This is a genomic window from Cellulophaga geojensis KL-A (assembly GCF_000568425.1).
Taxonomy (GTDB): domain Bacteria; phylum Bacteroidota; class Bacteroidia; order Flavobacteriales; family Flavobacteriaceae; genus Cellulophaga; species Cellulophaga lytica.
On the sequence record NZ_ARZX01000002.1, the window covers coordinates 109896 to 136117 of the forward strand.

At 30.2% G+C, this 26222-nt stretch carries 30 protein-coding genes and 1 pseudogene; 13 read left to right on the forward strand and 18 right to left on the reverse strand.

Annotation, left to right across the window (positions count from 1 at the left end; all coding sequences use genetic code 11):
- The first annotated feature begins 119 nt into the window (after positions 1–119).
- From gntA to KLA_RS02780, 4 genes are read left to right on the forward strand one after another with little or no spacing between them, the layout of a single operon-like run.
- Positions 120–794 carry a guanitoxin biosynthesis heme-dependent pre-guanitoxin N-hydroxylase GntA gene (gene gntA / locus KLA_RS02765; protein WP_051456025.1) on the forward strand — a complete coding sequence of 225 codons (675 nt, stop codon included), beginning with the start codon at positions 120–122 and terminating at the stop codon, positions 792–794.
- Positions 791–1366 (forward strand): DUF1989 domain-containing protein, encoded by a 576-nt coding sequence (locus tag KLA_RS02770; protein ID WP_013622473.1) that lies wholly within the window; start codon positions 791–793, stop codon positions 1364–1366. Before gntA ends, KLA_RS02770 begins: the two co-directional genes overlap by 4 nt.
- 2 nt (positions 1367–1368) lie before the next feature.
- Positions 1369–1902, forward strand: coding sequence for a hypothetical protein (locus tag KLA_RS02775; protein ID WP_013622472.1), 534 nt, complete (start codon positions 1369–1371; stop codon positions 1900–1902).
- Between the two features lie 52 nt (positions 1903–1954).
- Complete coding sequence (locus KLA_RS02780; protein ID WP_013622471.1) at positions 1955–2107, forward strand: YqaE/Pmp3 family membrane protein; 153 nt, start codon at positions 1955–1957, stop codon at positions 2105–2107.
- 19 nt (positions 2108–2126) lie between these two features.
- On the opposite strand, the gene KLA_RS02785 is transcribed toward KLA_RS02780, so the two are convergent.
- Positions 2127–2717: a hypothetical protein gene (locus KLA_RS02785; protein WP_013622470.1), complete on the reverse strand. Its 591-nt coding sequence runs from the start codon at positions 2715–2717 to the stop codon at positions 2127–2129.
- Between KLA_RS02785 and KLA_RS18045 the strand changes: the two genes are divergently transcribed.
- On the forward strand, positions 2690–2854 hold the full coding sequence (locus KLA_RS18045; RefSeq protein WP_161633452.1) for a hypothetical protein: 165 nt from the start codon (positions 2690–2692) through the stop codon (positions 2852–2854). The two genes, KLA_RS02785 and KLA_RS18045, sit on opposite strands and share 28 nt — an antisense overlap.
- Here KLA_RS18045 and KLA_RS02790 read toward each other — a convergent pair.
- The 6 genes and pseudogenes from KLA_RS02790 to KLA_RS18320 all read right to left on the reverse strand — a co-directional run.
- Positions 2851–3243 (reverse strand): VOC family protein, encoded by a 393-nt coding sequence (locus tag KLA_RS02790; protein ID WP_013622469.1) that lies wholly within the window; start codon positions 3241–3243, stop codon positions 2851–2853. The genes KLA_RS18045 and KLA_RS02790 overlap by 4 nt on opposite strands.
- Positions 3244–3426: 183 nt before the next feature.
- On the reverse strand, positions 3427–4050 hold the full coding sequence (locus tag KLA_RS02795; RefSeq protein WP_034643614.1) for a hypothetical protein: 624 nt from the start codon (positions 4048–4050) through the stop codon (positions 3427–3429).
- Between the two features lie 509 nt (positions 4051–4559).
- A complete protein-coding gene (locus KLA_RS02800; RefSeq protein ID WP_034643617.1) occupies positions 4560–5051 on the reverse strand; it encodes a hypothetical protein in 492 nt (163 codons plus the stop codon).
- Between the two features lie 542 nt (positions 5052–5593).
- On the reverse strand, positions 5594–7468 hold the full coding sequence (locus KLA_RS02805) for a nuclease-related domain-containing DEAD/DEAH box helicase (RefSeq protein WP_034643619.1): 1875 nt from the start codon (positions 7466–7468) through the stop codon (positions 5594–5596).
- A gap of 252 nt (positions 7469–7720) precedes the next feature.
- Complete coding sequence (gene lexA / locus KLA_RS17790; protein WP_235183516.1) at positions 7721–8155, reverse strand: transcriptional repressor LexA; 435 nt, start codon at positions 8153–8155, stop codon at positions 7721–7723.
- Positions 8150–8326, reverse strand: a pseudogene (locus KLA_RS18320) (helix-turn-helix transcriptional regulator); the annotation flags it as partial. The pseudogene KLA_RS18320 and the gene lexA, both read right to left, overlap by 6 nt.
- 135 nt (positions 8327–8461) lie before the next feature.
- On the opposite strand from KLA_RS18320, the gene KLA_RS02820 reads away from it, so the two are divergent.
- Positions 8462–9724 carry a putative DNA modification/repair radical SAM protein gene (locus KLA_RS02820; RefSeq protein ID WP_034643945.1) on the forward strand — a complete coding sequence of 421 codons (1263 nt, stop codon included), beginning with the start codon at positions 8462–8464 and terminating at the stop codon, positions 9722–9724.
- A gap of 9 nt (positions 9725–9733) precedes the next feature.
- A complete protein-coding gene (locus KLA_RS02825) occupies positions 9734–10501 on the forward strand; it encodes a TIGR03915 family putative DNA repair protein (protein ID WP_034643621.1) in 768 nt (255 codons plus the stop codon).
- Positions 10502–10616: 115 nt separating this feature from the next.
- Here the strand turns inward: KLA_RS02825 and KLA_RS02830 are convergent, their stop codons facing one another.
- The 4 genes from KLA_RS02830 to KLA_RS02845 all read right to left on the reverse strand — a co-directional run bounded on the left by KLA_RS02830 (position 10617) and on the right by KLA_RS02845 (position 12753).
- On the reverse strand, positions 10617–11216 hold the full coding sequence (locus KLA_RS02830; protein ID WP_013622460.1) for a DUF6642 family protein: 600 nt from the start codon (positions 11214–11216) through the stop codon (positions 10617–10619).
- 57 nt (positions 11217–11273) lie between these two features.
- Positions 11274–11795, reverse strand: a complete 522-nt coding sequence (locus KLA_RS02835; protein ID WP_013622459.1) for a DUF421 domain-containing protein — start codon at positions 11793–11795, stop codon at positions 11274–11276.
- Positions 11796–11958: 163 nt separating this feature from the next.
- Complete coding sequence (locus KLA_RS02840; RefSeq protein WP_013622458.1) at positions 11959–12429, reverse strand: nucleoside deaminase; 471 nt, start codon at positions 12427–12429, stop codon at positions 11959–11961.
- Positions 12430–12561: 132 nt separating this feature from the next.
- Positions 12562–12753, reverse strand: coding sequence for a cold-shock protein (locus KLA_RS02845; RefSeq protein ID WP_013622457.1), 192 nt, complete (start codon positions 12751–12753; stop codon positions 12562–12564).
- A gap of 320 nt (positions 12754–13073) precedes the next feature.
- On the opposite strand from KLA_RS02845, the gene KLA_RS02850 reads away from it, so the two are divergent.
- Positions 13074–13643 carry a Crp/Fnr family transcriptional regulator gene (locus KLA_RS02850; RefSeq protein WP_013622456.1) on the forward strand — a complete coding sequence of 190 codons (570 nt, stop codon included), beginning with the start codon at positions 13074–13076 and terminating at the stop codon, positions 13641–13643.
- An 81-nt stretch (positions 13644–13724) separates the two neighbouring features.
- Positions 13725–14468: an acyl-CoA desaturase gene (locus tag KLA_RS02855; protein ID WP_034643623.1), complete on the forward strand. Its 744-nt coding sequence runs from the start codon at positions 13725–13727 to the stop codon at positions 14466–14468.
- Between the two features lie 81 nt (positions 14469–14549).
- Here KLA_RS02855 and KLA_RS02860 read toward each other — a convergent pair whose 3' ends face one another.
- A complete protein-coding gene (locus KLA_RS02860) occupies positions 14550–15140 on the reverse strand; it encodes a DUF6515 family protein (protein WP_034643625.1) in 591 nt (196 codons plus the stop codon).
- Positions 15141–15329: 189 nt separating this feature from the next.
- A complete protein-coding gene (locus KLA_RS18215) occupies positions 15330–16100 on the reverse strand; it encodes a hypothetical protein (RefSeq protein WP_051456026.1) in 771 nt (256 codons plus the stop codon).
- A 358-nt stretch (positions 16101–16458) separates the two neighbouring features.
- On the opposite strand from KLA_RS18215, the gene KLA_RS02870 reads away from it, so the two are divergent.
- The 4 genes from KLA_RS02870 to KLA_RS02885 are packed head-to-tail and all read left to right on the forward strand — an operon-like array spanning position 16459 to position 21539.
- The gene (locus KLA_RS02870; RefSeq protein ID WP_013622452.1) at positions 16459–17139 is read left to right on the forward strand and encodes a TetR/AcrR family transcriptional regulator; all 681 of its coding nucleotides are present in this window, start codon (positions 16459–16461) and stop codon (positions 17137–17139) included.
- Positions 17129–18796, forward strand: coding sequence for a peptidase domain-containing ABC transporter (locus KLA_RS02875; protein WP_034643628.1), 1668 nt, complete (start codon positions 17129–17131; stop codon positions 18794–18796). The genes KLA_RS02870 and KLA_RS02875 overlap by 11 nt, the downstream gene beginning before the upstream one ends.
- Positions 18797–18799: 3 nt before the next feature.
- Positions 18800–20146 (forward strand): HlyD family secretion protein, encoded by a 1347-nt coding sequence (locus tag KLA_RS02880; RefSeq protein WP_034643631.1) that lies wholly within the window; start codon positions 18800–18802, stop codon positions 20144–20146.
- Positions 20147–20150: 4 nt separating this feature from the next.
- Entirely contained in the window at positions 20151–21539 is a 1389-nt protein-coding gene (locus KLA_RS02885) for a TolC family protein (protein WP_084470671.1), read from the forward strand.
- 29 nt (positions 21540–21568) lie between these two features.
- Here the strand turns inward: KLA_RS02885 and KLA_RS02890 are convergent, their stop codons facing one another.
- From KLA_RS02890 to KLA_RS02910, 5 genes are all read right to left on the reverse strand, one after another.
- On the reverse strand, positions 21569–22054 hold the full coding sequence (locus KLA_RS02890) for a DUF962 domain-containing protein (RefSeq protein ID WP_034643633.1): 486 nt from the start codon (positions 22052–22054) through the stop codon (positions 21569–21571).
- A gap of 10 nt (positions 22055–22064) precedes the next feature.
- The gene (locus KLA_RS02895) at positions 22065–22691 is read right to left on the reverse strand and encodes a TetR/AcrR family transcriptional regulator (RefSeq protein WP_034643635.1); all 627 of its coding nucleotides are present in this window, start codon (positions 22689–22691) and stop codon (positions 22065–22067) included.
- A gap of 156 nt (positions 22692–22847) precedes the next feature.
- On the reverse strand, positions 22848–23732 hold the full coding sequence (locus KLA_RS02900; protein ID WP_013622446.1) for a carbohydrate kinase family protein: 885 nt from the start codon (positions 23730–23732) through the stop codon (positions 22848–22850).
- The gene (locus KLA_RS02905; protein WP_034643637.1) at positions 23733–25229 is read right to left on the reverse strand and encodes a mannitol dehydrogenase family protein; all 1497 of its coding nucleotides are present in this window, start codon (positions 25227–25229) and stop codon (positions 23733–23735) included. It abuts the gene before it with no gap.
- A 13-nt stretch (positions 25230–25242) separates the two neighbouring features.
- The gene (locus KLA_RS02910; RefSeq protein WP_013622444.1) at positions 25243–26211 is read right to left on the reverse strand and encodes an ABC transporter permease; all 969 of its coding nucleotides are present in this window, start codon (positions 26209–26211) and stop codon (positions 25243–25245) included.
- Positions 26212–26222: the final 11 nt, after the last annotated feature.

The following is a 26222-nucleotide window of genomic DNA, read 5'->3' on the forward strand; positions in this document are numbered from 1 at the left end:
AATGCATAAATTCTTATATACTTGATAAGGTTAATAATATGACGGATTGAGATAAAGCTTAAACTACACTCCATTTAATTTAGCATAAAAATGATACAAACGCATTAATGCATTGAAAAATGGAATTACACACAATGGACAAAATAGAGAATACAATTGCTGTTGATGATATGGTAAAAGAATTTATTCTTGACGATCATCCTTGTGTTATGGCACAAAGTGTTGTTGCAAATGATACTATATCTATTCATAATTATAGTAAAATTTCTAAACAATGTGTCCCTACTCTATTAAACGATTTAAATAGTTACTTAAATGAAATTAATGATGAATCTAAAAAGTTTCAAACCTTTATTGCCGTATTTAAAGATGACGAATTTAAAACTGAATTAGCTTTTGAAAACGCACTCTGGAAATTACTGTATCAACTACACTGTAAGGATGATTATGAATGGGATAAAAGTACAGATTCTGATGTATCCTCGCCAAAATTTAGTATGAGCATCTTAGGCAAATCGTTCTACATAGTTGGTATGCATCCTAATGCTTCCAGAAAAGCAAGATCATCACCATTTCCTATGATTGTGTTTAACTTACATAATCAGTTTGATAAACTTCGTAAAACCAATCGTTATACTCGCGTAAGAGACTTAATTAGGCGTAGAGATAAGGAATATCAAGGTTCTATAAATCCAATGCTAGAAGATTTTGGAGCTGGTAGCGAAGCAAGACAATATAGCGGAAGAGCAGTAAATAACAAATGGGAATGTCCATACCAATTTCATAAAAAATGATTACTATACCACCAAAATCCGGAGCAGCTTTAGAACTTAAAAAGGGTCAAATACTTAAGGTTATTGATATTGAAGGTAAGCAAGTATCAGACATTTTATTTTTGAATAAAACCGATATAAAAGAGAAAGTATCTTCAGGTAAAACATTAGATTTTGAAGAGTCTATTTTACTAACAAAAGGTAATTACCTCTGGAGTAACAGAAGTAATAAAATGGTAAAAATTATAGAAGATACAAACGGTAGAAACGATTTTTTACTTGCACCGTGTGATAGAAAAACGTTTAAACATTTTTACGGTATTGAAGAATACCACCCAAGTTGTTTTGAGAACCTTTACAAAAATTTAGAGCCCTACGGTATTCAAAAAGATGATATACCTACTGCATTTAATATATTTATGAATGTTGTTTTTAATAAATCTGGGAAAATAAAAGTTGAGCCACCCACATCACAATCTGGTGATTATGTTTGTTTTGAAGCCCAAATGGATTTAATTGTAGCTTTAACAGCTTGCTCTGCAAAAGATAGTAATGGTGGAAGTTTTAAACCCATAGGATATAAGATCATATAAAAATGAGCAACTTTTTTAAAAATCATAAACGCGCCTTTATAGGTGGTGCTGTAACAACAATTTTTATAGCATTTGGTGTCTTTATTTTAGGTAACATATCGGGCTATGAGGCTAAAAAACTGTTAAGTTCATCTATACAAGGTCTTAATATGCTTTGTAATACCATAATATTGGCATCTGCCACAATTTTAGCCTTACTATTAACTTTACTGGGGATAAGTACAGGTACAGAAACAAAACTTAAAAAGAAACACTATACACAGGTATTAAGTATTGCTAAGTTTGACACCATACTTTTTATAAGTACATTAATTCTCTTTCAGTTTTTTAATATTCCAATTACAGAAGCAGATAACGTAGCCGTTTGGTGGTACAAATATATTTATTGGGGAACACTATTCTCCTCCTCTATTATTAGCGGAATGATGGTTATTACCATACTAATGTTATATGGTACCGTTACAAATATTATTGCCATTGTTGGGTTAAAGAAAAGTGATCATAGGATGTTGGTAGATGAGAAAGAAGAAGAATAACTAGAATAAAAAAAACTTAGAAAAATAGAATTATTAATTAAAATAACTACATATGTCATTACTAACAATTATACTAAATATAGTACTACCACCATTAGCAGTATTTATGAAACACGGAATAGGAAAAACATTTTTAATTAGTCTTATACTAACTATTATTGGTTGGTTACCAGGAGTTATACACGCATTTATAGTTAATGACTAAATGCGTTAGCAACTTAAAGTTAAGTAATATTTATAGGCTTTGTTTCTGCTTCAAATACATTACCATTCATTAGTGTTACTATTAATTTGAATTTGACATTGTTTGCTGACTGGTTTTTGTCTGAGAATTCGATATAAAAATTATTATAAAACTTAAAGGTTGAGTCGTATGTATCTCTATAGTCATTATTGATCATATCAATCCATTCATTTAATCTATATCTTTTAAAATTAGCATCAATATCCTCACCGTAATCATCTGAAATAAATCCGACATAGTCATAAATTCTAAAATTGTCAAGATTAATTTTTTCTCCAGCTGTAGTATTAAAAATATTAGCATTTGAAACAATACTTAACTCTTTAATATTACTTTTTAGCCCTTTTTCTCCTTGGATGCAATCTTTATCTTGTCTTTTATTTATTTGATCTATATCTAAACGAAGTTCAATTCTATAACTGTTAGCATCAACACTTTTTAAGGAATCAATTGTAGTAAGAAAAATGGAATTGGTTAAATTTACTCCTGTAATATCTGGTGTACAGTTATTTTTACAAGCAAACAATGATTGCAATAAAATAATTGATATTATATAATAGTACTTTTTCATATGTTTTTGTTAGTGTTTTACAACGTGTTTACACACCTAATTTAGCAAATAAAAATAGTCTTGTAAAAGTGTTAGTTAACTCTTCTTCTTCTTCTTCTTCTTCTTCTTCTTCTTCTTCTTCTGCTGCTTCTGCTTAGTTCACTTTAATTCCGTCTGCAATTTGTTTTTCAAACGTTTCATTGTCCTTAAAGGCACATAAATTTCCGTCTGGGTCAAAAAATTTCGCAATTGTTCCCCAAGTGTGTTCTTGGTAGTCTACTTCAATATTTTTTTCAATCAGTTTGTTTGCAAGAATTTTAACGTTTGAAACGTTCATTCGTAAACAAGTCTTAATTCGTTCAGATTCAGTTTGTGTTCCGTTATATTCATCGTCTAGCTCTACCATCAAATAAGAGTTACCAAATTCAAAACACGTTAAATTTTCAGTTTCAAACATTTTGTTCAATTCAAGTATGTTTTCATAAAAGTCTACACATTTTTTATACTCAATAGTGTACAATATTATTCCTGTTCGTTTAAAGTCCATAGTGTATTATTAGGTTGCACACAGCAATTTTGTTTAAGATTAGCTGCGTGTTTAAGCTCCTAATTTAGCAAATAAATCACAGATAGAAAGTCCGCTAGTCCCTACGCTTCTAGGGTTGTTTTTTTTATCTTTTCCTATTCTAAAGCCAAAGTAAAAAATTTGGTAGACTTAGAAAATAAGTATTTACTGTATTGAGTTTATTTTCAATATTTCAAAATCAAAGGAGTTCAATTCTTTAAATTTAAAGCAAAGCGGATATTTTTTTTCTAGTATTTTGTCAATCTTATCTTTGATAAAATTATCTCTATTTATATAATTTTCATTAAATAAATCAATAGATATGTCTACCTTAAAAGGATTGTTTCCTAAGAAAGAGTAAAGCTTATCATTTTTATTTTTTTCTTCGTATTCCAAATATTTTAAAACTGAAATTGGAGGATTCTTTTTGTTTTTCCAATGAAAGATAACTGAATCTACTTTTTTATCTAATACTCCAAATTCAGAATTCCATTTTTCTTTATTTATATTATAAATATTATTAAAATATATAGTGTCGGATGCAAAATTTACAAATTCTCTGAACTGATTATAAGTAATATCAATATATTTAGCTTTGTCAATTTCTGATTTTAAATTTTTATCTCTTGTTTTACTAATGAATTCATAAACTTTCTCAAATGATTTTTTTGTTTTAAAAAATCTGTTTAATTCTTTTGGTGATAGAGGCTCAATGATAGATTTATCTAAACTTCTATTACAGCTAAATAATACTATTGTGATTAAAATTAAGATTAAAAACTTTTTCATTTCTTTAATTACTGCTAACGTTGATGTATATAGTTTGTTACGTGGTTTAAGTACTAAAGTTATCAAATAAAAACCGAATAGAAAGTACGATAGTCCTAACGCTTCGGGATTTGTAAGTAGGCTAGAACTAGCAATTAATTAAAAGCGGTGTTGGCAACTGAACTTTATAATTGGTTCATAGGTTTATTGACATATTCAAAAATGTTTATTTTTTCAACAGTAAGGAATTAAAGATAAACGAAAACAAAAATCCACCACTACCAGTAAATGGGTCAAAAAAATACTATATTTGTAAAATAAAAAAGACGAAGATTATATCTCCGCCTTTTATCCGAATTACTTTCTAGTTGTTCTAGTTGTAATTCTCACTGTACGAGTGATTCTGATTCTTGGTCGAACGGTAATCACTCTTCTAACAACTTTTGCCATTGTAAAATGAGTTTAAGTTAAACAATTAAAGAATTGGACTTTCCAATTCCGCGAAAAGGACACTCTGCAAAGTGTCCTTTTTAAAAGTCAAAAGTCTTATTGTTATTCTTATTTGCTTTTGATTTATACATATATTCTTTTTTTATTTTTCCTTCTTCGTTAATCCATTCCTTTTTTCCCCAAACAGTATCTTTTATTGATTTGGTAAATCTGTAATTTGTTAAACTATCGATATCTCCTTTAGATAATGCGTTAGATAAAACAGCTGATACCCTTCTTTTTACTGAATCTTTGTCTTTATCAGGATATGTACTATATAATTCACTTGCAATTTCTATATTATGTAAAAATCTATTTTTGTTTTTTATTACAGTTAGTATGTTTTCTATCCAAGTTCCATTATATACTTTTGTTTTGTTATTTAAAACTTGAGTTTCAAGAGGTGTTTTTAGATTTTCAACTAAATTTGGGGCTAAATCAATATTCTCATAAGCTGACAAAGCTGCTTTAAGTCCAGTCAATTCTTTCTCAAGTTCTGATATTCTTTTAGTTAAAAATTCTTTAGTGTTCATAACATCTTGTTTTTGGTTAATAATATTAAATTAACTATATTTGTTATAACAAAAAAGTGGAGCTGGTGGGTATCGAACCCACTGTTTAAGAATAGGAACTCCGTAACATCGCCAGACAGCCCCTCGCTTTTTTTGTTAAACTATAAAAAAAAATCTAAAAGACCTGACCCGCAAAGTTTAGGTCTTTTTTCATTTTTATAAATACAAATATAGGAATTATTTATTGTAAGTGAACAAAGAAATAGATTAACAAGTTAATTAACTTAACAATCGAAATATTTTAAATTTACAACAATCTAACAATCAGTTAGTTAATTCCATTTCTCTTGTTAATAACTTTTGTTTAAAACAAATTAATCAGATTAGAAGGAAGTAGATATTTCACTAAATCACTTGTATTGCTGGCAGTGGTCTTGTATATGAAAAGTAGAGGAATTCTGCTTACTAACTTTTCAGATTATAACTAACCATTAATTTATTCATTTTGTTTCGATTAAACACTAAAATCGTTATTTTTTATATACATTGTTGCCATTAGTGCTTTATTGCTCTTGCCATTTCTTTGGGAATTTTTTTCCAAATTCGGCATATCTATTATTCGAGTTCAAAACTATTAAATTCTCCCTTGTCCGAGTAATTGCGGTATAAACTATTGCATCTAGCTTTTTATTCGATTCAGGTGCTCTTTTTGGTATGTAAAGAACGATATTCAATAATTCCCAACCCTTGAAGCTGTGAATAGTTGAAATTTTTAATCTACTATCTCCCATCCAAAAAGCTTTTTTATGTGGATGATAGCGTTTTTCTGTATCAGTCTCAAAAACGTGATTTACTTTTATATTTTTAGACTCAAAAAAAGCTACTGCTTCAATTCCATATTTTAAACTTGGTAGTAAAATTACCATATCGGACGGACTATATTCCTCTTTCTGTAGCCTTTTGAAGGATTTGAAAATCATATCGAGCCAATTATTTTCGTTGATGTTTAACCAAACTATATGTTGACTATGGAAAAGGACAGGCGAACCAACAATTTTTGCAACTCTCAATTCTTGATTTAAATCAAATTTGTCGCTAAATTCATTTGACATATCAGCCACTTTTGCAGGCATTCTGAAACTTGAAGTCAAATCGATATATGGGTTTTTAAACTTATCTAATCCAGACGTAGTAACTCTTTTGTCAACCCAATCCAATTTTCTATCGTAAATGTTTTGTTTTTTATCACTTACTACTAAAAGTTCATCTCTTTCATTCAAGAATAGGTCATTTAATAAACTGTACCAATCATAGTGATAATCTTGTCCCTCGTCAATTAAGATTGCATCATATTTTTCATATTCCTTTTCTTCTAATGTTCCTCTAACAGTATTTGGTACTGTTGTTTGAAAAAAATAATCTAACGCATTTTCGTAGTCTTCTTGGTTACCGAAATTTTGCCTTTGAGGTGATTTAGGCCATTTTGCTCCAAACTGGTTTAGTTTGTCCTTGCAAAATCCGTGAAAGTGAGTAAAAGTAATTTGCTCCCAACTAAATCCGAATGGTGCTCTCGCAATCATATCTCGAATGTAGTGCCAAAGTGTTATATTGAAAGATATTATTAAGACATTAAAATTTTTAGATGCAAGATTTCCTGCTCTATACGCTAATGCTTGGGTTTTTCCACTTCCTGCTACTCCTCGAATTCGGTGATGACCTATTGCTGGTTGAGCTACTTTATTTTTATTACCTCTTAAATTTAGCGGGATTCCTTGTTCAATGCTGTGATAAGGTGGTTTTAACCAAAACATTAATTCATCATTCCATTCACGTTTCCAATATCTACTATTTGAGTATTTAACTTCTGGAACAATTTCAGAAAGATTTTCTGTTTTCAGAAAATCATAGCCAAAGAGAGGAAAATAGGCGTAATTTTTAATTCTTGAACCAAACATATCTCTTGATTCGGTTGTTGTCATTTTATGGAAATAAAGAGCAGTTTTTATTAGTCCATAATTTTTTTTGTCTTCGTCAATAGTTTCTCCAATTATTGGTACTAACTGTCCAATAATTTTTTCCTTGTAGTGATTTACTTGTGTTAATGGACTTTTTATTTCATATGAGCCTTTTGCATCTGAAACATACAATTTTCGGTCTTTCCACTCATAGTGTTTTTTATTCCAATCTTTAACCTCAAATATTACCATTCCGACAAACGGATTGTAAACAATTACATCAGGTCTTGTTCCGTTTAAGAAAGGTTGGGCAAAAAGCAACCAACCTTTATAATCCGATAATTTGTCTCCATCTCTCCAATTGGCATCTTTAGGTAAATTGTTATCTAAAAATTCAATCAATTTTATCTCTCCAGCAGTAAGTGGATTTTTAAGTTTGGAAATTTGTTCCCAATTTGGATAAAGGCGATTGTTTGGTGTCAAGGTGTTTCTTCAGTATTAATGGTAACTACATATAAACGCACATTATATAGTTTACTTTACTTTTGGTTGTTTAATTCCCCTACAATGTAAAACTATTTTTTTAAGTGTAATTACAGATATGTATACTTGGGTACTATTTATTTATAAATGGTATAAAATTAATTACAGATAACATCATCTACAGTTGGGAAGAAAATACAACTTCCCTCCTACTTTGTACAAAAGAAAATACTAAAAAACTTATGTATTTAACTACACCTTAATAACATCTGCTACAATACCTTGTACTTTAAAGTCTGTAGTTAAAATAATTGGTTGGTGTTTTGGGTTTGTAGAGTGCGGTTTTAAAACAAGGTTGCTACCGTTGTTTATAAACTCTTTAACCGTAGCTTCATCATCTAACAAGGCAAGTACTAAATCTCCGGTTTCTGCAGTATGTTGGCGTTTAATAAGTAATAAATCGCCACTGTTTATTCCTTTTTTGTTCATAGAGTCTCCTGTGGCTCTTAGCAAAAAATAATCTGAAGGTTTTTTTACTAGCTTGGTAGAAACTTCAATTTTAGCTTCAATATGTTCTTCTGCAAAAATTGGCAATCCGCAAGCTACAGAGCCTACTAAAGGTATACTAACGGTGTCTGTTTTAACTGTATTATTGGTGTTAAAAACTGCTTGGTTGCCATCTAACAAATCTCTGGCTTCTACTTGTAAAATATGGGCAATTTCATATAACAATTCTAAACTGGGTTGCCTCCTATTCTGTACATAAGAATTTACCATATTGTAACTTTTACCTAGCTTTTCTGCTAACCAAGTTTGCTTTATACCCTTGTCTTCTAATATGTACTTAATACGGTTCATAACTGCATTATTTTCAGTGTCAAATATAGTAAATTACACTTTTATATATCATAATATGAGATATAAATTAATTACAAAATGTGTTTTTTATTTGTTTACATTGTATCTTTACAGTCTAAACTCAAATTTTTAGGTATGTCTTTTCAACGTGTACAAGAAAAATTAAACATCCTTGCAGATGCTGCAAAGTATGATGTATCATGCTCCTCTAGCGGTAGCAACAGAACCAACACTAATAAGGGATTAGGTAATGCATCTGCTTCTGGTATTTGCCATACGTATACAGAAGACGGCCGTTGTGTATCACTACTAAAAATACTACTTACCAACTATTGTATATTTGATTGTGCCTACTGTGTTACGCGTAAAAGTAATGACATTAAACGTGCTGCTTTTAAAGTACAAGAGGTGGTAGATTTAACTATAAATTTTTACAGACGTAATTATATTGAAGGACTTTTTTTAAGCTCTGGTATTTTTAAAAGTGCCGACTATACTATGGAGCGTTTGGTTGCTGTGGCTAAAAAATTGCGTTTAGAAGAAAATTTTAATGGATACATACATTTAAAATCTATTCCGGGTGCTAGTGATGAGCTAATGCGTGAGGCTGGTTTGTATGCAGACAGACTTAGTGTAAATATTGAAATTCCGACTAAAAAAGGGTTAAAACTTTTGGCTCCAGATAAAAATAGAGAAGATTTTATTAAACCTATGATTAAGGTGAAAAATGAAATTATACAGTACAAAAACGAGAAAAAACTTATTAAAAGTACTCCAAAATATGCTCCTGGTGGGCAAAGTACACAAATGATTGTTGGTGCCAGTGGTGAAAATGATATGCAAATTATGTACACCTCTAATTATTTTTACAAAAATTTTAATTTAAAACGTGTGTACTACTCTGGTTATGTGCCTATTAGTTATGATACACGCTTACCGCAAATTGGCACTCCTGTACCTATGTTACGCGAAAACAGACTGTACCAAACAGACTGGTTGTTACGTTTTTATGGTTTTAATATTGAAGAAATTTTAAACGAGCAACACCAGCATTTAGATTTGGATATTGACCCTAAACTGGGTTGGGCATTGCGTAATATGCACGAGTTTCCTGTAGATGTAAACAAGGCAGATAAGCATATGCTAGCAAGAATACCTGGTTTAGGAATGAAATCTGTATACAAAATACTAAAAGCTAGGCGGTACAGGCAACTTAATTGGGAGCATTTAAAAGCTATTGGGGTGTCTTTAAACCGTGCGCAATACTTTTTGGTATGTGCATCTAACAAATTTGAAAGCAGAGATTTAACAGCCGAGAAAATTAAAGGCCTTATTTTACAAAATTCTAAAAGTAAGTATACAGATATGCTTAGCAACCAATTAAACCTTTTTGGATAGATTTTTAAAATGGAAACTACGCTAATTTATGACGCTACTTTTGATGGGTTTTTAACTGCCGTTTTTACTGCTTTTGAGCTAAAATTAAAGACCGTTAAAATTGTTACAGAACAGCGTTTTCAGCAGCCTTTATTTGGAAGTTTTGATACGGTGTATACAGACCAAGAAAAAAGTAACCGTGTTTGGGCTGGCTTAAAAAAGAAGATGTCTACAGATGAATTACGCAGGTTTTACTATGCCTTTTTAAGTGAAAAACCTACTGTAGAAGATACTTTATTTAATGCAATAGTGTATGTTTTTGCTGCTAACAAAAATGTAGGGTCTGACTTTACAAACGCTCATATTTTAGAGATAGCCAAACTTACTAAAAACGTAGGACGAGAAAAACACAGAATGGAAGCTTTTGTACGTTTTAAACTAACTAAAGATGGTATTTACTTTGCTAATATAGAGCCAGATTTTAATGTACTGCCACTTATAAAAAGACATTTTGAAAAACGTTATGCAGACCAAAAATGGCTTATTTACGATTTAAAACGGAAGTATGGCTTGTATTATAACTTAGATAAAGTAGATATTATTACGCTAGAATTAGGTGCAGATTTTGACCCTACCAAAACATCTTCAGAAATTTTTGCTGCTGTAGAGTTAGAGTTTCAGCAATTATGGAACGATTACTTTAAGAGCACAAACATTGCTTCTAGAAAAAATATGAAACTACATATACAACATGTTCCTAAACGCTATTGGAAATATTTAAGTGAAAAACACATTTAATACACATAAGTAGTGGTTATTGTATTATTAAAAAGTATTACTAATTATCTCTATATAAAATAGAAAAATAATAATTGCTATAGTAAATAAACAGTTTAATATGCTGTAATTGTATTTAGTAATACATTCTAAAATCTAATAGTTTACACATTTTATAATGTCTTTGGTGTAGTTCTTCTACAACATCAAACATATTATCATCTTCTTTAAATAAATTAAAAAATGCTTTATCTAAATCTGCGCTAGATATACCATTATAAGCATTACCGTAACCAGATACACCTTTAGCACCTGTAATATCTATAAAATACTGTGCTTCTTCTTCGTCTAAATCTAAAATTTTGGCATTAGAAAAATGTAGAATCTTATTTTGCAATCTTCCTTCAAAAATTTCTGCAATTTCTTGTAAACTATAGTAATAATCATTTAAACAAATGCTATTAGCCTCGCCTGTAATAACAAGGTAAATTACCTCGTAATTTTTAAAGTTATGATCATCTAAAAGCAATGTATTTAAACTAGCTTCTAAACCTTCTATAGTATCGCATGTTTTGTAAATACTGGCTACACCATATTGCTTGGTTAATTCTGCTAACTTTTTTTGTGCAGTGGTAACCGTATCAATTTCTATATCTTCTACAGCCTCTAAGCAGTAAATAAAATAGTCTGTATCTGTTAATTGCTCTGAGGGTAATTGTTGCCTTTTTTCTAACAAATTATAGTTTTTATAATACCTAATTAGTACAAAAGTAATGCATATCTTTTAGTCTGTTTACTTTTTAACACCCGTTAAAATGTCTTTAGACAGCTCAACATCTTTACTTTTATGTAGTACAGATATATCTCCGGTGCTTTCTAATATTACGGCTAAAACTTCGCTTTTATCTTTTACATTAGCTTCTCTAAGCTTAGCATACACATCTTTAGCATCTACATTTGTTTTTCTTAAATTGTTAAGTATAAATTCCCCATTATCCATTAATAACATTGGTTTATTGGTAAACAAATTATTAAACCATTCAAAATTACGTTTGCAATATGAAAAAACAGATTGAAATAATATAATACCACCTAAAGCTATTGCACCTTTAGTAATAGATTGGCTAGAATTTAAAACTATAGACGCTAGTATAGAGCCTATTGCAATGGTAGATGCAAAGTCAAAACTAGACATTTTGGCAAAAGTACGTAAGCCAGATATTCTGGTAATTACAATAACTATTGTAAAAATTGCTAAAATACTTAGTATAACTTTTCCTATAATTTCACCTGAGGCAAACAACCAATTTTCCATATCTATTTTTTTAAAGTCAAAATTATAGGTATTGGTATTTTGGTATTATCGTAATTAAAATTTTTGTTAACGCTATACATTTATTCTCCAATCAATAAAAAAGCACTACTTAAACCAGTATTTAACTCGTTTAAGTAGTGCTTTAAAACCAAGTAACTTATAATTAGTACTCTGTTTTATCTTCTTTTTTAGTCCATTCTTGAAAAGGCTTTATTGCAATTTCAGGAGACAATTGCTCAAAAGGTATACTTCTTTCATTGTAAGGTAGCGGAATTTCTTTATAAATAAACTCGTCATCAAAACCAATATTAGCAGCGTCTGCTTGGCTACTACCATAGTATACTTTTTCTGGTCTTGCCCAGTAAATAGCTCCTAAACACATAGGGCAAGGCTCACAAGAGGTGTAAATTATACAACCATCTAACTGAAAAGAGTTTAGGTTTTTACACGCATCTCTAATTGCTGTAACCTCTGCATGTGCAGTTGGGTCGTTAGTAGATGTTACTTTATTATTTCCTTTGCCTATAATTTTACCGTCTTTTACTATAACGCAACCAAATGGCCCGCCTTCATTGTTTTGCATTCCTTTTAAAGCTGCATTTACAGCTTCTTGCATAAACTTGTCATCACTCATTTTATTTCTATTTTTTAGCAAAATACAAATCATTTTAAAATAAGCTCACATTTATTGCAATTACTCGTTTTTGGACATAAAAAAAGTCCATCAAACTAATGATGGACTTTTGTAAAAACTTGAAATATATATTTAGATAACTTTTACGTTTACTGCATTTAATCCTTTGTTTCCTTCTTGTAAGTCATATTCAACTACATCACCTTCACGGATTTCATCAACTAATCCTGAAATGTGTACAAAATGATCTTTCTCTACTCCTTCTTCAGTTATAAATCCGAATCCTTTTGTGTCGTTGAAAAACTTTACTGTTCCTTTACTCATAATAATATTGTATTAATAATTTGATAATTTGATATCAATAGTGCAAAGATAGTGCCAATAAAAATAGAAAGGCTCTTTTTTGTAACTTATTATTAATAAATAATTTATGAAAAATATTTAAAGTACTAATTAAAATGATTTTTAGCTGAATTGTATCTGCAAATAATACAATTAAAATTAAGGTAAGTTTTAGTGTAAAAACATATAGTCTACACGTTTATGCAAGACGAATATGAATACGTTATATATTAATTAATTTGATGCTTAAAAAAACAGTAATACGTATCTTTACCAACTTAAAACACTAGTAATATTAAGGTTTGGAGCAGATAAAGGCATATTTAGATCAGATTGCAACAATTTCTAATGAAGATTGGGCGTTTTTTACCTCTAAATTACAACGTAGAGAAATTCCTAAAAAGGATATATTTTTAAAAGTAAACGAGATAGAAAATCATATTTCTTTTATAGAAACTGGTGTTGTGCGTTTGTTTATACCAAAAGACAACCCAGAAAAAGAAATTACGTTTGGGTTTAGTTTTAACAACCAATTTATTAGTGCATACGATTCCTTTTTAACTCAGCAGCCCTCTGCATACCAATTACAAGCGTTAACAAAAACAACACTTTTAAGCATAACTTATAACGATTTGCAAGAGGTTTACGCTAAAACACAAATTGGTAATTTTATAGGTAGGCTAACTGCAGAGCGTTTATTTTTAATAAAATCTAAACGAGAGCAAAACTTACTTAACCTTACCGCAGAAGAACGTTACTTAAAATTGTTTAAAGAAAGACCAGAACTTTTAAAGGTAATTCCGCTTAAGTACATAAGTTCTTACATTGGTATTACAGCACAGGCTCTAAGCCGTATAAGAAAGCGCCTATAAGCCTACATATAGTGGCTTTTTATTGACTTAGGTTCATTGTTTTGCGAAAAACTCCCGTTTACCTTTGCAAAAAAAAGTTATATGGCAATAGTCATTTTTGTTTTGGTATTATGGTATGGAGGTCTGTTTTTTCAGTCGTTCTTTTTACACCGTTATGCCGCACACCAAGTATTTACAATGTCTAAAACTACAGAGCGTATTACCTTTGTACTTACGTGGATTTTTCAAGGGTCTAGTTACTTAAGTGCCTATGGTTATGGTGTTATGCACCGTATGCACCACGCGTATACAGACACAGAAAAAGACCCGCACTCCCCTGCTTATGACGACAATTTGTTTTCTATGATGTGGCGCACAAAAACGGTTTACCAAGACATTAATAAAGAGCGTATTGCAGTAGACAAACGGTTTACTAAAAACGTACCACAATGGAAATCTTTTGATGCATTTGCAAGCTCTAGATTCTCTAGATTACTTTGGATTACATTATACATTTTATTTTTTGTTTACTTTACTACAGCCGCTTGGCAATGGGCTTTGTTGCCAATTACATTTTTAATGGCACCAATACATGGCGTTATTATAAACTGGTTTGGACATATTTATGGCTATGTAAATTTTAAAATGAAAAACACGAGTAAAAACCTTTTTAGATTCGATTTTTTAATGATGGGAGAAGGTTACCATAACAACCACCATAAATATGCTAGTAGAGCTAATTTTGGTGTAAAATGGTACGAGGTAGATGTTACTTACGTTATTATTAAAATACTTAATACCTTTGGTATTATAAGGCTTAAACCTGTTGCCGTTGCGCAAAAATAAAACAAAAAAAAGAGGATAACTAGATGCTAGTTATCCTCTTTTTGTAGCAATAAACTACTGTAAATGCAGTAGTTACTTGCGTTAATCCATATCTATAATACCAACTACTTCATAAGCTCTAGTACCATTTACCTGTACTTTTTCATATAGTACATTGGCATACTCGTAATAGGTTTGTCCGTCTAAATTAACTTTCTCATAATCACTTGGTAGCTCATATACAACAGTACCTACCTCAGGTTCTACAACCTCATATTCATTATTTACCTGAACATAAAAAATACCTTGTGCAGTGTAATAATTATGGTTTTTAAAACGTACTCTTTTATAGTTTGGTGGTAATACATGTATTCTAAACCCTACTTTTGGAGCAATTACAATATACCTACCTCTAGACTGTGTATAAAACTTATTATTAGCATAGTAATAATTAGTACCTCTGTGTTTTATAACGGTTCTGTTAGGAATTGTTCTTACAGATACAACTTTCTTTTTAGGAGTTTTATAAGTAACTTTTGTACTTGGTACTCTTTTGCTTACTGTTGTTCTTGTGGTTGTAGTTTTTACTACCGTTTTCTCATTTACTGTACGTTTTCTTTGTGCAGTAGCCTGAGCTGTTATTGCAACTAAAAGTGTTACAGGTATGATGTATTTTTTTATTAATGTTTTCATAACTAATACATTTTAAGATTATACTTTCTATACATATAAGACACTGGTTTTTGTTAAAAGTTTAAACAAGCATCTAAAAAAACTTAGCTTTTATAGTTAATTACTTCTTAAATTAAAAAACCGATTACCACAACGTAACCGGCTTAAAGAAAACAAACTAAAAAATTATTTATGGTTAGTGTTTCTTCTTTATTTTTTCTTTTTTGGATATAGTTTAAACCAAAAATCTATTTTCTCTACTTGTGAATCTGTGTCTGCTTGTGGTGGTCTTCCTCCGCCACTTCCTCTTCCTGCACCACCAGATCTGCCACCACCAGAACGTCCGCCTTGGCCACCACCACCTTGTCTGCCACCCATATTAATATTAGGCTTTTGTTGGCTGTTTTTTTGTTCTTGTTTAGTAGATACAATTCCAATAGACAGCTTAGAGAGATTGCCAGTTTCTGTGGATATTTTAGATGCTGGTATTTTTAAATGGTATTCTAAAACAGGACCTTCTTCTTCATTTTCAGAATAGCTGTAATTCATTACAATACCCAAATTATTCATATCTAAATTAAAATCTTCAGAAGTATCAAAATAGGAGTAATTTGCTTTTTTAGGCAAGTTTTCTATCATTTTTGCAATATCTGGTCCTTTTTGCTCGCTATTCTCTCTATTTTCTCTACGCTCACCTCTTTCTGGTCTAGCTCCTTTTTCTGGACGTTCTGCTTTTAACGGATACTGTATACTTACATTTTTCTTTTTCTTTCCTTTTATATCAAAATAAATGGTGTAACCACGGTGCAACATAGATTGCATAGTCTCTTTAAACTCCGTGCGCAATGTTAAATAAACATTTTGCCCATCAAAAATGGCTTTATATTCTACATTATCTTCACTACCTGTAAACGTTTCTTTATTCTGAGCTATAAGTGCGGTGCAGATTAAAAAAAGTACTGTTGTTAATTTTAGTTTCATAGTCCTGTTCTATATTAATTTCTATTTTTATTTCAAATCTATGTATAGTAACTATGTAAAAAAGTAACTTTCTGTAAACACCCTTAGGTTTTCTGTGAAACCTTAGTTTTTAGGTGTTTTAAGTATATGTAAGGTGTTGTATTGCTAGTATAATTTGTATTAAAAACTGATACAAACCTTTAATTTTTTGTTTTAAAATAAACATTAATAACATTTAACACATATTTAATTAACTCGCCAAAGACCTTATTTTATTAGTGTTTTAGTTAATTTTAACCTATTAAATATTAGTACGTTAATAGAACGTGTTTCTTTTTTAATAGTATTACTATTATATTTGCATATAATAGTTTTAGTTATGAAAAAATTACTATCAAATATTAAAATAGAAATACCTGAAGGAATCTATTTAAAAGACCCGGAATCATCTACACTAGGGAAAAAAATTATTGAACACAGTATTACGCTTTTAGAAGAAATTGGTTTTGAAGATTTTACATTTAAAAAACTAGGTAAAAATATTGGTTCTAATGAAAGTTCTATATATAGATATTTTGAGAGTAAACATAAACTATTGATGTATTTAACTGCTTGGTACTGGGGTTGGATAGAGTACCAATTGGTTATAGAAACGTACAGCATTAGCAATACTAAAGAAAAATTAAAAAAAGCAATAGAGGTGGTTACCAAAACTACTGAGCAAGATAATAAGTATAGTCATATTAACGAAGAGTTGTTATATACCATTATTATTAATGAAAACTCTAAAGCATATTACACCAAAGGTGTAGACCAAGATAATAAAGAAGGTTTTTTTATGCCTTATAAACGTACTGTACAACGTATAGCAGAAATAATAGCAGCTTATAACCCTAATTACAACTACGCTTTAAGTTTTGCTAGTAGTTTGGTAGAAGGTGCGTTACACCAGCATTTTTTAAAGCTACATTTTAAGTCTATTACCAACTGTAATAGCAAAATTACACCAACAGATTTTTATACAGACTTAACTTTTAAAACACTAACAAATGCCAAATAAAACTTTAACACCTTGGAAACGATTTTTAGGGCTATTGCAGTTAGAGCGTAAAGATATATTACAAATTGGTTATTATGCTGTTTTTGAAGGTATAGTAGCCCTTAGTTTACCTATTGGTATACAAACCATTATAAATTTACTACAAGGCGCCCAAGTATCTGCTTCTTGGGTAGTTTTAATTGTTTTAGTTACTATAGGAGTTGCCTTTTCTGGTGTTTTAAAACTAATGCAAATAAGAATTATAGAAACCATACAACAACGAATTTTTACACGTGCCTCGTTTGAGTTAAGCTATCGTTTTCCTAAAATAAAAATGGTAGAATTAAGAAATTTACATTTTCCTGAATTGGCAAATAGGTTTTTTGATACCCTAACAATACAAAAAGGATTATCTAAAATTTTAATAGATGTCCCCTCTGCCCTTTTACAAATAATTTTTGCTTTAATTTTACTTTCCTTTTATCATCCGTTCTTTATTCTATTTGGAATATTGTTGGTTCTTTTAGCGTATGTTGTTTTTAAATACACTTCTCAAAAAGGTTTAGACACTAGTTTAAATGAATCTAAAAATAAGTACAGAGTTGCCCACTGGTTACAAGAAATTTCTAGATCTGTAATTAGTTTTAAACTATCCGGAAAAACATCATTAGCTCTAGAAAAAACAGATTACCTAGTAGATAACTATTTAAAATCTAGAGAAAGTCACTTTTCTATTTTAAAGGTGCAATTTTTACAAATGATAGGGTTTAAAGTTATAGTTACAGCTGGCTTACTATCTATTGGAGGTTTTTTAGTACTAGACCAACGTATGAATATTGGTCAGTTTGTTGCTGCTGAAATTATAATTTTACTTGTTATTAATTCTGTTGAAAAATTGATATTAGGCTTAGAGTCTTTTTACGATGTTTTAACTTCTATTGAAAAACTTGGTCAAATTGTAGACAAACCTTTGGAACCACAAACAGGTGAAATTATTAATGAAAAGGATGATTTTACCTTAGAATTAAATAACATATCATATACCGTAGGGGAAAGAAATAAAACAATTTTAAAAGACATATCTTTTACTGTTAATCCTAAAGATAGAGTTTTAGTTACTGGTGAAAGTGGATCTGGAAAGTCTACTTTATTACAATTAATGGCTGGTCTTGTGTTACCTACAAGTGGCTATTTGCACGTGAACGACTTGGCTATTAGCGGTTTACTTATAAACAACTACAGAGCAAACTTAGGAATGTCTTTATTTGAAGAAACTACTTTTGAAGGTAGTATTAGGGAAAATGTAACCTTTGGAAACGAAGAAATTAGTGATGAAGCTATATACACAACCTTTCAGCACTTAGGGCTAATAGATTTTTTAAAGCAACAAACTCTAGGTTTAAATACAATATTAATTCCAGAAGGCAAACAAATTGCCTATACAACAACTAAAAAATTGGTTTTAGCTAGAGCTATAGTTAAACAACCCAAGGTACTAATTTTAGAAAATCCATTAGATTTATTTGAAGAACAAGAAGCAAACCAAATTATAGATTATTTATCGTTAAAAACGCACCCTTGGAGTTTAATAATTGTTAGTAATAATAAAAATTGGGAAAAGAAATGTAATAAGAAAATAACATTAAAAAATGGTGTTATAATCTCTTCTAAATCATAAGCTATGCTAAATATATCTGAAAATCAAGTAGCTAAAAATATAGACTTATCTAACTATAGGTCTGGAAAAGAAATATTTAATAAAGAGTATCACAAAGGTTTTAAAAATTTTCTTAAGTTTTTTAGTATCTTTTTGTTGCTAATTTTGTTTTTACCGTGGACACAAAATATTACAAGTCAAGGTAATGTTACTACGCTTAAGCCTAACCAAAGACCACAAACACTGCAATCTCAGATTCCAGGTCGTGTAGAACAATGGTATGTACAAGAAGGTAATTTTGTGAAAAAGGGAGATACTATTTTACGTATATCTGAAGTTAAAAGTGATTATTTTGATGAAAACCTTGCACAAAGAACTAATGACCAGTTAACTGCTAAGTCTTCTTCTGTAGTAGCTTACAAAAACAAAACTGATGCTTTAAAAAACCAAATTAAAGCCCTAGAGCAAGAACGTGTTTTAAAACTAGAGCAAGCTAAAAACAAAGTAGCGCAAACGGCTTTAAAAGTAACTAGTGACAGTATAGATTTAGAAGCTATTAAAATTAAGGCAGATATTGCAAATACTCAATACCAGCGTGCAATTGCTTTACAGGCAGAAGGTATAAAAGCTGTAAAGGATGTAGAAGAAAAGCAATCTAAATTGCAAGAAGTTAATGCTAAGCTAACCTCACAACAAAACAAGTTACTAAGTACTAAGCAAGACTTGGTAAATAGTAAACTTGCTATTGCTACATTAAGGGCCACTTATGCAGATAAAATAGCAAAAGCACAAAGTAGTTTATATACTGCAGAATCTAGTGGTTTAGACACTGAAGCACAAGTATCTAAACTAGAAACCAGTTTAGCTAATTACAAAAAAAGAAGTAGTTTGTTATACATTACAGCTCCGCAAGCTGGTTATATTAACAAAACAATTAAGGCTGGTTTAGGAGAAACTTTTAAAGAAGGAGAGCCTTTGGTGCATATTATGCCTGCTAATTATGATTTGGCTGTAGAAATGTATGTTAGCCCAATAGATTTGCCTTTAATACATATTGGTGAAGATGTACGTGTACAGTTTGATGGTTGGCCAGCAATTGTATTTAGTGGTTGGCCAAACGTATCATACGGTACCTACGGAGCAAAAATAGTAGCAATAGAAAACTTTATAAGTACAAATGGAAAATATAGAGTGTTATTAAAGCCAAATGCAGAAGATGCTCCTTGGCCAGAGGCTATACGTGTTGGTTCTGGTGCCAAAACAATTGCACTATTAGAAAATGTCCCTATTTGGTTTGAAATTTGGAGACAAATAAACAGTTTTCCTCCAAATTATTACACTCCTAAAACATCAACTTCTGATAAAAAATAAACGAATGAATAAATATATAATTCTATTTTTTTCTATACTGTGCTTTACCTCACAAGCCCAAGAAACAGATAGCATATTAAGCTTAGAAGAATACTTAGGTTATGTAAAAAAATACCATCCTATAGTAAAACAAGCACGTTTAATAACTACAGAGAGTGAAGCAAAACTATTAAAATCTAGAGGTGCTTTTGATCCTAAATTAGAAGTAGATTTTAGCAATAAAGAATTTAAAGGAACTACATATTATGATAAATTAAATGCTGCTTTTAAAATTCCTACATGGTATGGCGTAGAACTAAAAGCAAACTATGAAAATAACGAAGGTACCTATTTAAACCCCGAATATAATACGCCAGAAGACGGTTTATACAGTGCTGGAGTTTCTGTTTCTTTAGCTAAAGGGTTGCTTACTAATAAAAGAATGGCAACATTAAAACAAGCTAAATTATACACCCAACAAGCTGCTGCCAAGCAAAAATTAGTTGTAAACGACTTTTTGTTTGATGCCACAGAGGCTTATTTTAATTGGTTAAAAAACTACAAGGCTAAACTTGTATATTCTGCATATTTAAAAAATGCAGAAGTTAGATTGTTAAATGTAAAAAAGAGCTTTTTTGCGGGTGATAAACCTGCGGTAGATACACTAGAAGCTAGTATTAATTATAAAAATAGATTGCTAGACATTGAAAAAGCAAGAATAGGATACATAAAATCTAAATTAGAAGTATCTAACTTTTTGTGGCTACAGAATAATTTACCATTAGAAATTACAGATGCTATTACTCCAGATACAACAACAATTAATAGCATAAATACTGTTTTAAATAGCTCATTACTTAATACTACTGAAGAATTGGTAGAAAATCACCCTAAATTAAAAGAGTTACAGATTAAGAAAAACATTTTAACGATAGATAAAAGGTACAAAACCAATAATTTGTTGCCTAAAATAGATTTGCAATACAATTTTTTAAGTTCAGATTATCAAAACTTAGATAGTTTTAATACATCAAACTATAAAACAGGATTAGCAGTTAGTTTTCCTTTATTTTTAAGAAAAGAAAGAGCAGATTTAAAATTAACCAAGGTAAAATTAAAAGATATAGATTTTGATATTATGGCAACTAAGGTTAACCTTAGTAACAAAATAGAAAGTGGTTTACAACAAATAGAATCTTACAACAACCAACATACTATTATTAAAGACTTGGTTAAAGATTATAAAAAACTAGTGTATACAGAAGAACGAAAGTTTAACTTAGGTGAAGGCTCCCTATTTTTAGTAAATTACAGAGAAGTAAAATTAATAGAGACTCAGCTTAAAGAAATAGATACAGAGTACAACTTATTTTTAAGTAAATCTAAACTACTAAGTGTTATTAATATGCTTTAACAACACTTAATAGTAGTGGTTATTACATATTAAAACTTAATATCTAAAGCATCAAACAAATGACTCATTGTCCAAGCCGGACCAATCATTAAAAACTGTAAATCTTTTAAAAAAGATGGCTTTTTACCCTCGTGGTTATGCCCTATAAATTGCCCTATCCAAGCAACAACAAAAATTAGTAGCATAATTAACCATAAAGGTACAGCAACAAATAAGGACACAAAATTTATGGTTAATAAAACTAAGGCAGAAAAAAATAACATTCCTACAAACAAAGCTTTAGATAGTTTAAGGTAATACAATAAGCCAAAAATTATAACAAGTGTGCCTAAATGAGCATAAGGCACTAAAAAAACTGGTAATGCATTTGTAATAACGTTTGGGATAGGTATACTGGCTAATAAACCAATTAAACTAAAAAAAATAAGCGGCACACAAATGTAGTGTATAGCTATATTTAGTTTTGTTTGATGACTTACTGCGTATTCTGCCAATAGCATATCAATTTTTCTCATAGTTGTATATTTAGTTGGTTGGTAATTTTACAAATTTTCTAAGCTGCTGGTATTCTTCTAGGCCTTTTGTTGTTAGGTATGGCAATAAAATACTCCACAGCATTTTTATAGACCCACATTTATTAATTGTGTAACTAGCTGTGTGTATTGCTAGTTTTTGTGATTGCCAAAATGTACTTGTCATCCAAATATTATAAATAGTTTTATTGTAATCTATACTATCATTTTCAGGTATAATACGGTCTGTTTCTATGTAATAATCTATAAGTTTTCTAGCGTCTTTAAACCTAATAAGGTTAGATGCTTCATACTTTTTAGCAATTTCTGGGTAGGTTTTTATTATATGTACTATGTCATTAAAAAAGAAACAGTAACGTTGTTGTAAATCATCAAACTTAAGCATCATTTCTTCAAAATGAAATAATGTGATATAGCTGTTTTCAGGAAGTATATAATCTAAGGTTTCTTCATACATATCTGTATAAATAACAGCTAATAATATTGCTTTGTTTTTATAGTGATAGCTTAAATTTCCTGCACTAATTTTTAAACAATCTGCAACTTGCTTCATAGATACGTTTGCAATACCATTGGCATTAAATAATGAAATTGCTGTACTTTTTATTTTACTTTTCATTTAAATATATAGATTAAAACCAACGTTTTAGTAAACGCTTACTAATTTATGTAGAAAAATAGTATATACAATCTAATTTTATAAAAAATGAATAAAAAAAAAGAGACTATGTGGTGTTACATAGCCTCTGTAGTACCATTTTAATGGGTATATATTTTAATCTGGATGTATAAATTTTTCAATATCCTCTGTTTTAATTGTAGGGTTAGCGCCTTCACTACCAGCAACCAAAGCACCTACAGCACAAGCACAGTCTATTGCATTTTGTGGATTATTCTCTTTTAATAATTTATTAATTAGTGTAGCTAAAAAAGAATCACCTGCTCCTACTGTATCTACAACATCTATTTGGTAACCACTATTGTAATAAAAGGTATTATTATAATATAAAATTGCTCCATGACGACCTTTAGTAACACATATAGAGTTGGTTTGGGTATGCTCTGCAATAAACTTAATATTCTGTTCTAATGAGTGTGTTTTAGAGTGTAATGCATTTCCTATCTCAAAAATTTCATCGTCATTAAATTTAATAAAACTAGCCTCTTTCATTAAATAATTTAAAACTTCAATTGTATAATAAGGACTCCTTAAGTTTACATCAAAAATTTTAAACTTGGCCAGCTTTAATAAACTATACAATGTATCTCTAGAAGTTGTATCTCTAGCAACTAAACTACCGTATATAAAAGCATCAGAACTTTTAACAATTTCCTTTGTGTTGGTTGTTAGTGATATATTATCCCAAGCTCTAGGAAACTGTATGTCATATGTAGCAGAACCTTTAGAGTTAAGCATAACCTTTACTTCTCCTGTCTGCAAAGCATCATCTACCTGAAGGTTATTGGTGTTTACACCTTGTTCATCAATATATTTTTTGATTAACTCACCGTTTTCATCATCACCAATTTTGCTAATAATTGACACATTATTAGTTAAAGAGTTTAACCTTAATGCTACATTTAAAGGTGCGCCTCCAATTTTTTTATGAGTAGGAAAAATATCCCAAAGAACTTCTCCAAAACATACAATTTTTTTCATTTAAATATGACTTAAACTATTACTATTTATTTCTCTTAAACATTGCTCTACTCCATTATTAGTAATGTTATTGTATGCTTTTATATATGCCTCTTTAAACTTTGTAGAATTTTTTAATTCTCCAAAAATTGTTTCTAATTCTAAAAATGCTTCTGGGTTGGTTACAGCTGCTGTAGCTTTTACATCTAACAACAATTTATTAGCATCTTTTATAACTAATGGCACTCCGTTTTCATCTTTTCCTAAACTATATATTGCCCAAGCAGCTACTATAAAAGCAGCTAAATCTACAGAACCATTATTTTTTAATTGTGCCTTAACCGTTGGCAAAATAAATATTGGAAATTTAGCAGAGCTCTCAGAACAAATTCGTTCTATTTGATCCTTTATATTTTTGTTTCCAAACCTCTCTAATAGAGTTTTCTTATATAAATCTAAGTCTAAACCTTCTAAATTACCTAGTATTGGTGTAACTTCTACATTCATATATAAATGTAAAAATGTACTAATGTTTTTGTTATGTACTGCTTGGTCTATGGTTTGGTAACCTAGTAAAGCACCTAAAATACCAATTACAGAATGTCCTGCATTTAACAAACTTAATTTCATTTTTTCATAAGGGACAACATCAGTAACAAATTGTGCTCCTACATTTTCCCAATCTGGTCTACCTTGTGCAAAGTTATCTTCTATAACCCATTGTTTAAATGGTTCACAAACTACTGGCCAAGTATCTAAAATACCAGATGTATTTTTTAAACTTGTAATATCTTCTGAGGATGTAGCTGGCGTTATACGGTCTACCATTGCATTAGGAAAAGATACATTTTCTATAATCCAGTTAGTTAAGCTTGGTTGCGCCTTTTTTACATAACTAAGTAGCATATTTTTAATCATATGTCCGTTTTCTTGTATATTATCACAAGACTGTATGGTGCAACCTTTTAAACCCCTTTCTTTTCTTAATTTAAGGGCTTGTGTTAAGTAACCGTATATGGTTTTAGGATTATTAGGAAATTCTAAATCGTGTTTAATTAGCGTATTACCAAAGTCAAAACCCCTAGTAGCTTCATTGTAGTTATAACCACCTTCTGTAATGGTAAGTGTAATAATTTTTACATCAGGATGTGCCATTTTTTCTATCACCTTTACTGGGTCTTCTGGCGCAAATAAATACTCTACTATAGATCCTATAACTTGTTTGGTATGTGTGCCGTCTAATTCTTTAATTATTAATGTATACAAGCCATCTTGTTCCTTTAAGGTGTTGTAAATTTTAGTGTCAAAATCTAATAGAGCAACACCACAAATTCCCCAATCTTTATTTTTATTGTTTTGCAAAAGCAAATCTGTGTAATAAGCTTGGTGAGCCCTGTGAAAACCACCAATACCAACGTGCACAATACCTGTTTTAATATCTGACCTATTGTAATTAGGAATCAAAACTCTTTCTGATATTTTAGAAAGATTACTGTTATTTAATTTTAAATTTTCCATTGATGAATCTTTTTTATTTACGCTCAAACCTTTGTAACAATACAGCAAATATGATGATACCACCTTTAACCACTTGTTGTGGATATGACGGTACATTTAATAAGTTTAAAATATTACCTATAAGTCCTAAAATTAGCACACCCATTAAAGTATTAATAGCAGTTCCTTTACCACCATTTAAACTGGCACCACCAATTACCACAGCAGCAATGGCATCTAACTCCCAAGACATTCCCATATTAGGAGAACCTAAATTTGTTCTTGAAGCTACAATTATAGCCGCTGTTGCTGCCAATGTACCAGAAATAGCATATACTAAAAATTTATATTTATTTACCTTAATACCAGATAGTCTAGAGGCTTCTTCATTACTACCAATAGCTATTATTAACCTACCAAAAACATTATACCTAAGCATAACCATAGTAATACCAACTATAATAAAAAATACAATTGCAATGTTAGGAATACCTAAGGTAGAGTTGTTTGCAAAATTAGACATGTATAATCCGCCGTAGGTCTTAAAAGTTACAGGAGAACCCTTAGAGTAAATAAAACCTAAACCACGTGCAATAGTCATTAATGCCAATGTAGCAACAAAGGGAGCCATTTTTTGATAAGCAACTAAATAACCCGAAATACTACCTAAGCCAAAACCAATGGCAAGTGTCATTAAAATTGCCAATGGCAAAGCAAATATATTTACCAAAATAGCAAATGTTACTGCCAATAACGCTACCATAGAGCCTACAGACAAGTCTATACCACCAGTTAAAATTACGATAAGCATACCAATGCTTATAATTCCTATTCCAGATACTTGTTTTAATAAGTTAGACAAGTTTACCGATGTAAAAAACACATCTGAAATTAGTGCAGAAAATAGCACTAATAATAAAAAAATAAATACTGTATTATATTTTACTAAAAACTTAAGAACACCACCTGGGCTGCTTAATTGTTCTTTTAATGTGATAGCCATAATGTTGGTTT

What these genes read in the sequence shown, in the direction of transcription:
- KLA_RS02795 (WP_034643614.1), bottom strand. Translation starts at nt 4,050, where the DNA reads ATGAAAAAGTTTTTAATCTTAATTTTAATCACAATAGTATTATTTAGC.
- KLA_RS02885 (WP_084470671.1), top strand. Translation starts at nt 20,151, where the DNA reads ATGAATAAATATATAATTCTATTTTTTTCTATACTGTGCTTTACCTCA.
- KLA_RS02910 (WP_013622444.1), bottom strand. Translation starts at nt 26,211, where the DNA reads ATGGCTATCACATTAAAAGAACAATTAAGCAGCCCAGGTGGTGTTCTT.
- KLA_RS02875 (WP_034643628.1), top strand. Translation starts at nt 17,129, where the DNA reads ATGCCAAATAAAACTTTAACACCTTGGAAACGATTTTTAGGGCTATTG.
- KLA_RS02820 (WP_034643945.1), top strand. Translation starts at nt 8,462, where the DNA reads ATGTCTTTTCAACGTGTACAAGAAAAATTAAACATCCTTGCAGATGCT.
- gntA (WP_051456025.1), top strand. Translation starts at nt 120, where the DNA reads ATGGAATTACACACAATGGACAAAATAGAGAATACAATTGCTGTTGAT.
- KLA_RS02775 (WP_013622472.1), top strand. Translation starts at nt 1,369, where the DNA reads ATGAGCAACTTTTTTAAAAATCATAAACGCGCCTTTATAGGTGGTGCT.
- KLA_RS02835 (WP_013622459.1), bottom strand. Translation starts at nt 11,795, where the DNA reads ATGGAAAATTGGTTGTTTGCCTCAGGTGAAATTATAGGAAAAGTTATA.
- KLA_RS02785 (WP_013622470.1), bottom strand. Translation starts at nt 2,717, where the DNA reads ATGAAAAAGTACTATTATATAATATCAATTATTTTATTGCAATCATTG.
- KLA_RS02780 (WP_013622471.1), top strand. Translation starts at nt 1,955, where the DNA reads ATGTCATTACTAACAATTATACTAAATATAGTACTACCACCATTAGCA.
- KLA_RS02770 (WP_013622473.1), top strand. Translation starts at nt 791, where the DNA reads ATGATTACTATACCACCAAAATCCGGAGCAGCTTTAGAACTTAAAAAG.
- KLA_RS02845 (WP_013622457.1), bottom strand. Translation starts at nt 12,753, where the DNA reads ATGAGTAAAGGAACAGTAAAGTTTTTCAACGACACAAAAGGATTCGGA.
- KLA_RS02800 (WP_034643617.1), bottom strand. Translation starts at nt 5,051, where the DNA reads ATGAACACTAAAGAATTTTTAACTAAAAGAATATCAGAACTTGAGAAA.
- KLA_RS18215 (WP_051456026.1), bottom strand. Translation starts at nt 16,100, where the DNA reads ATGAAACTAAAATTAACAACAGTACTTTTTTTAATCTGCACCGCACTT.
- KLA_RS02825 (WP_034643621.1), top strand. Translation starts at nt 9,734, where the DNA reads ATGGAAACTACGCTAATTTATGACGCTACTTTTGATGGGTTTTTAACT.
- KLA_RS02890 (WP_034643633.1), bottom strand. Translation starts at nt 22,054, where the DNA reads ATGAGAAAAATTGATATGCTATTGGCAGAATACGCAGTAAGTCATCAA.
- KLA_RS02905 (WP_034643637.1), bottom strand. Translation starts at nt 25,229, where the DNA reads ATGGAAAATTTAAAATTAAATAACAGTAATCTTTCTAAAATATCAGAA.
- KLA_RS02895 (WP_034643635.1), bottom strand. Translation starts at nt 22,691, where the DNA reads ATGAAAAGTAAAATAAAAAGTACAGCAATTTCATTATTTAATGCCAAT.
- KLA_RS02900 (WP_013622446.1), bottom strand. Translation starts at nt 23,732, where the DNA reads ATGAAAAAAATTGTATGTTTTGGAGAAGTTCTTTGGGATATTTTTCCT.
- KLA_RS02870 (WP_013622452.1), top strand. Translation starts at nt 16,459, where the DNA reads ATGAAAAAATTACTATCAAATATTAAAATAGAAATACCTGAAGGAATC.
- KLA_RS02855 (WP_034643623.1), top strand. Translation starts at nt 13,725, where the DNA reads ATGGCAATAGTCATTTTTGTTTTGGTATTATGGTATGGAGGTCTGTTT.
- KLA_RS02790 (WP_013622469.1), bottom strand. Translation starts at nt 3,243, where the DNA reads ATGGACTTTAAACGAACAGGAATAATATTGTACACTATTGAGTATAAA.
- KLA_RS02880 (WP_034643631.1), top strand. Translation starts at nt 18,800, where the DNA reads ATGCTAAATATATCTGAAAATCAAGTAGCTAAAAATATAGACTTATCT.
- KLA_RS02860 (WP_034643625.1), bottom strand. Translation starts at nt 15,140, where the DNA reads ATGAAAACATTAATAAAAAAATACATCATACCTGTAACACTTTTAGTT.
- KLA_RS02840 (WP_013622458.1), bottom strand. Translation starts at nt 12,429, where the DNA reads ATGAGTGATGACAAGTTTATGCAAGAAGCTGTAAATGCAGCTTTAAAA.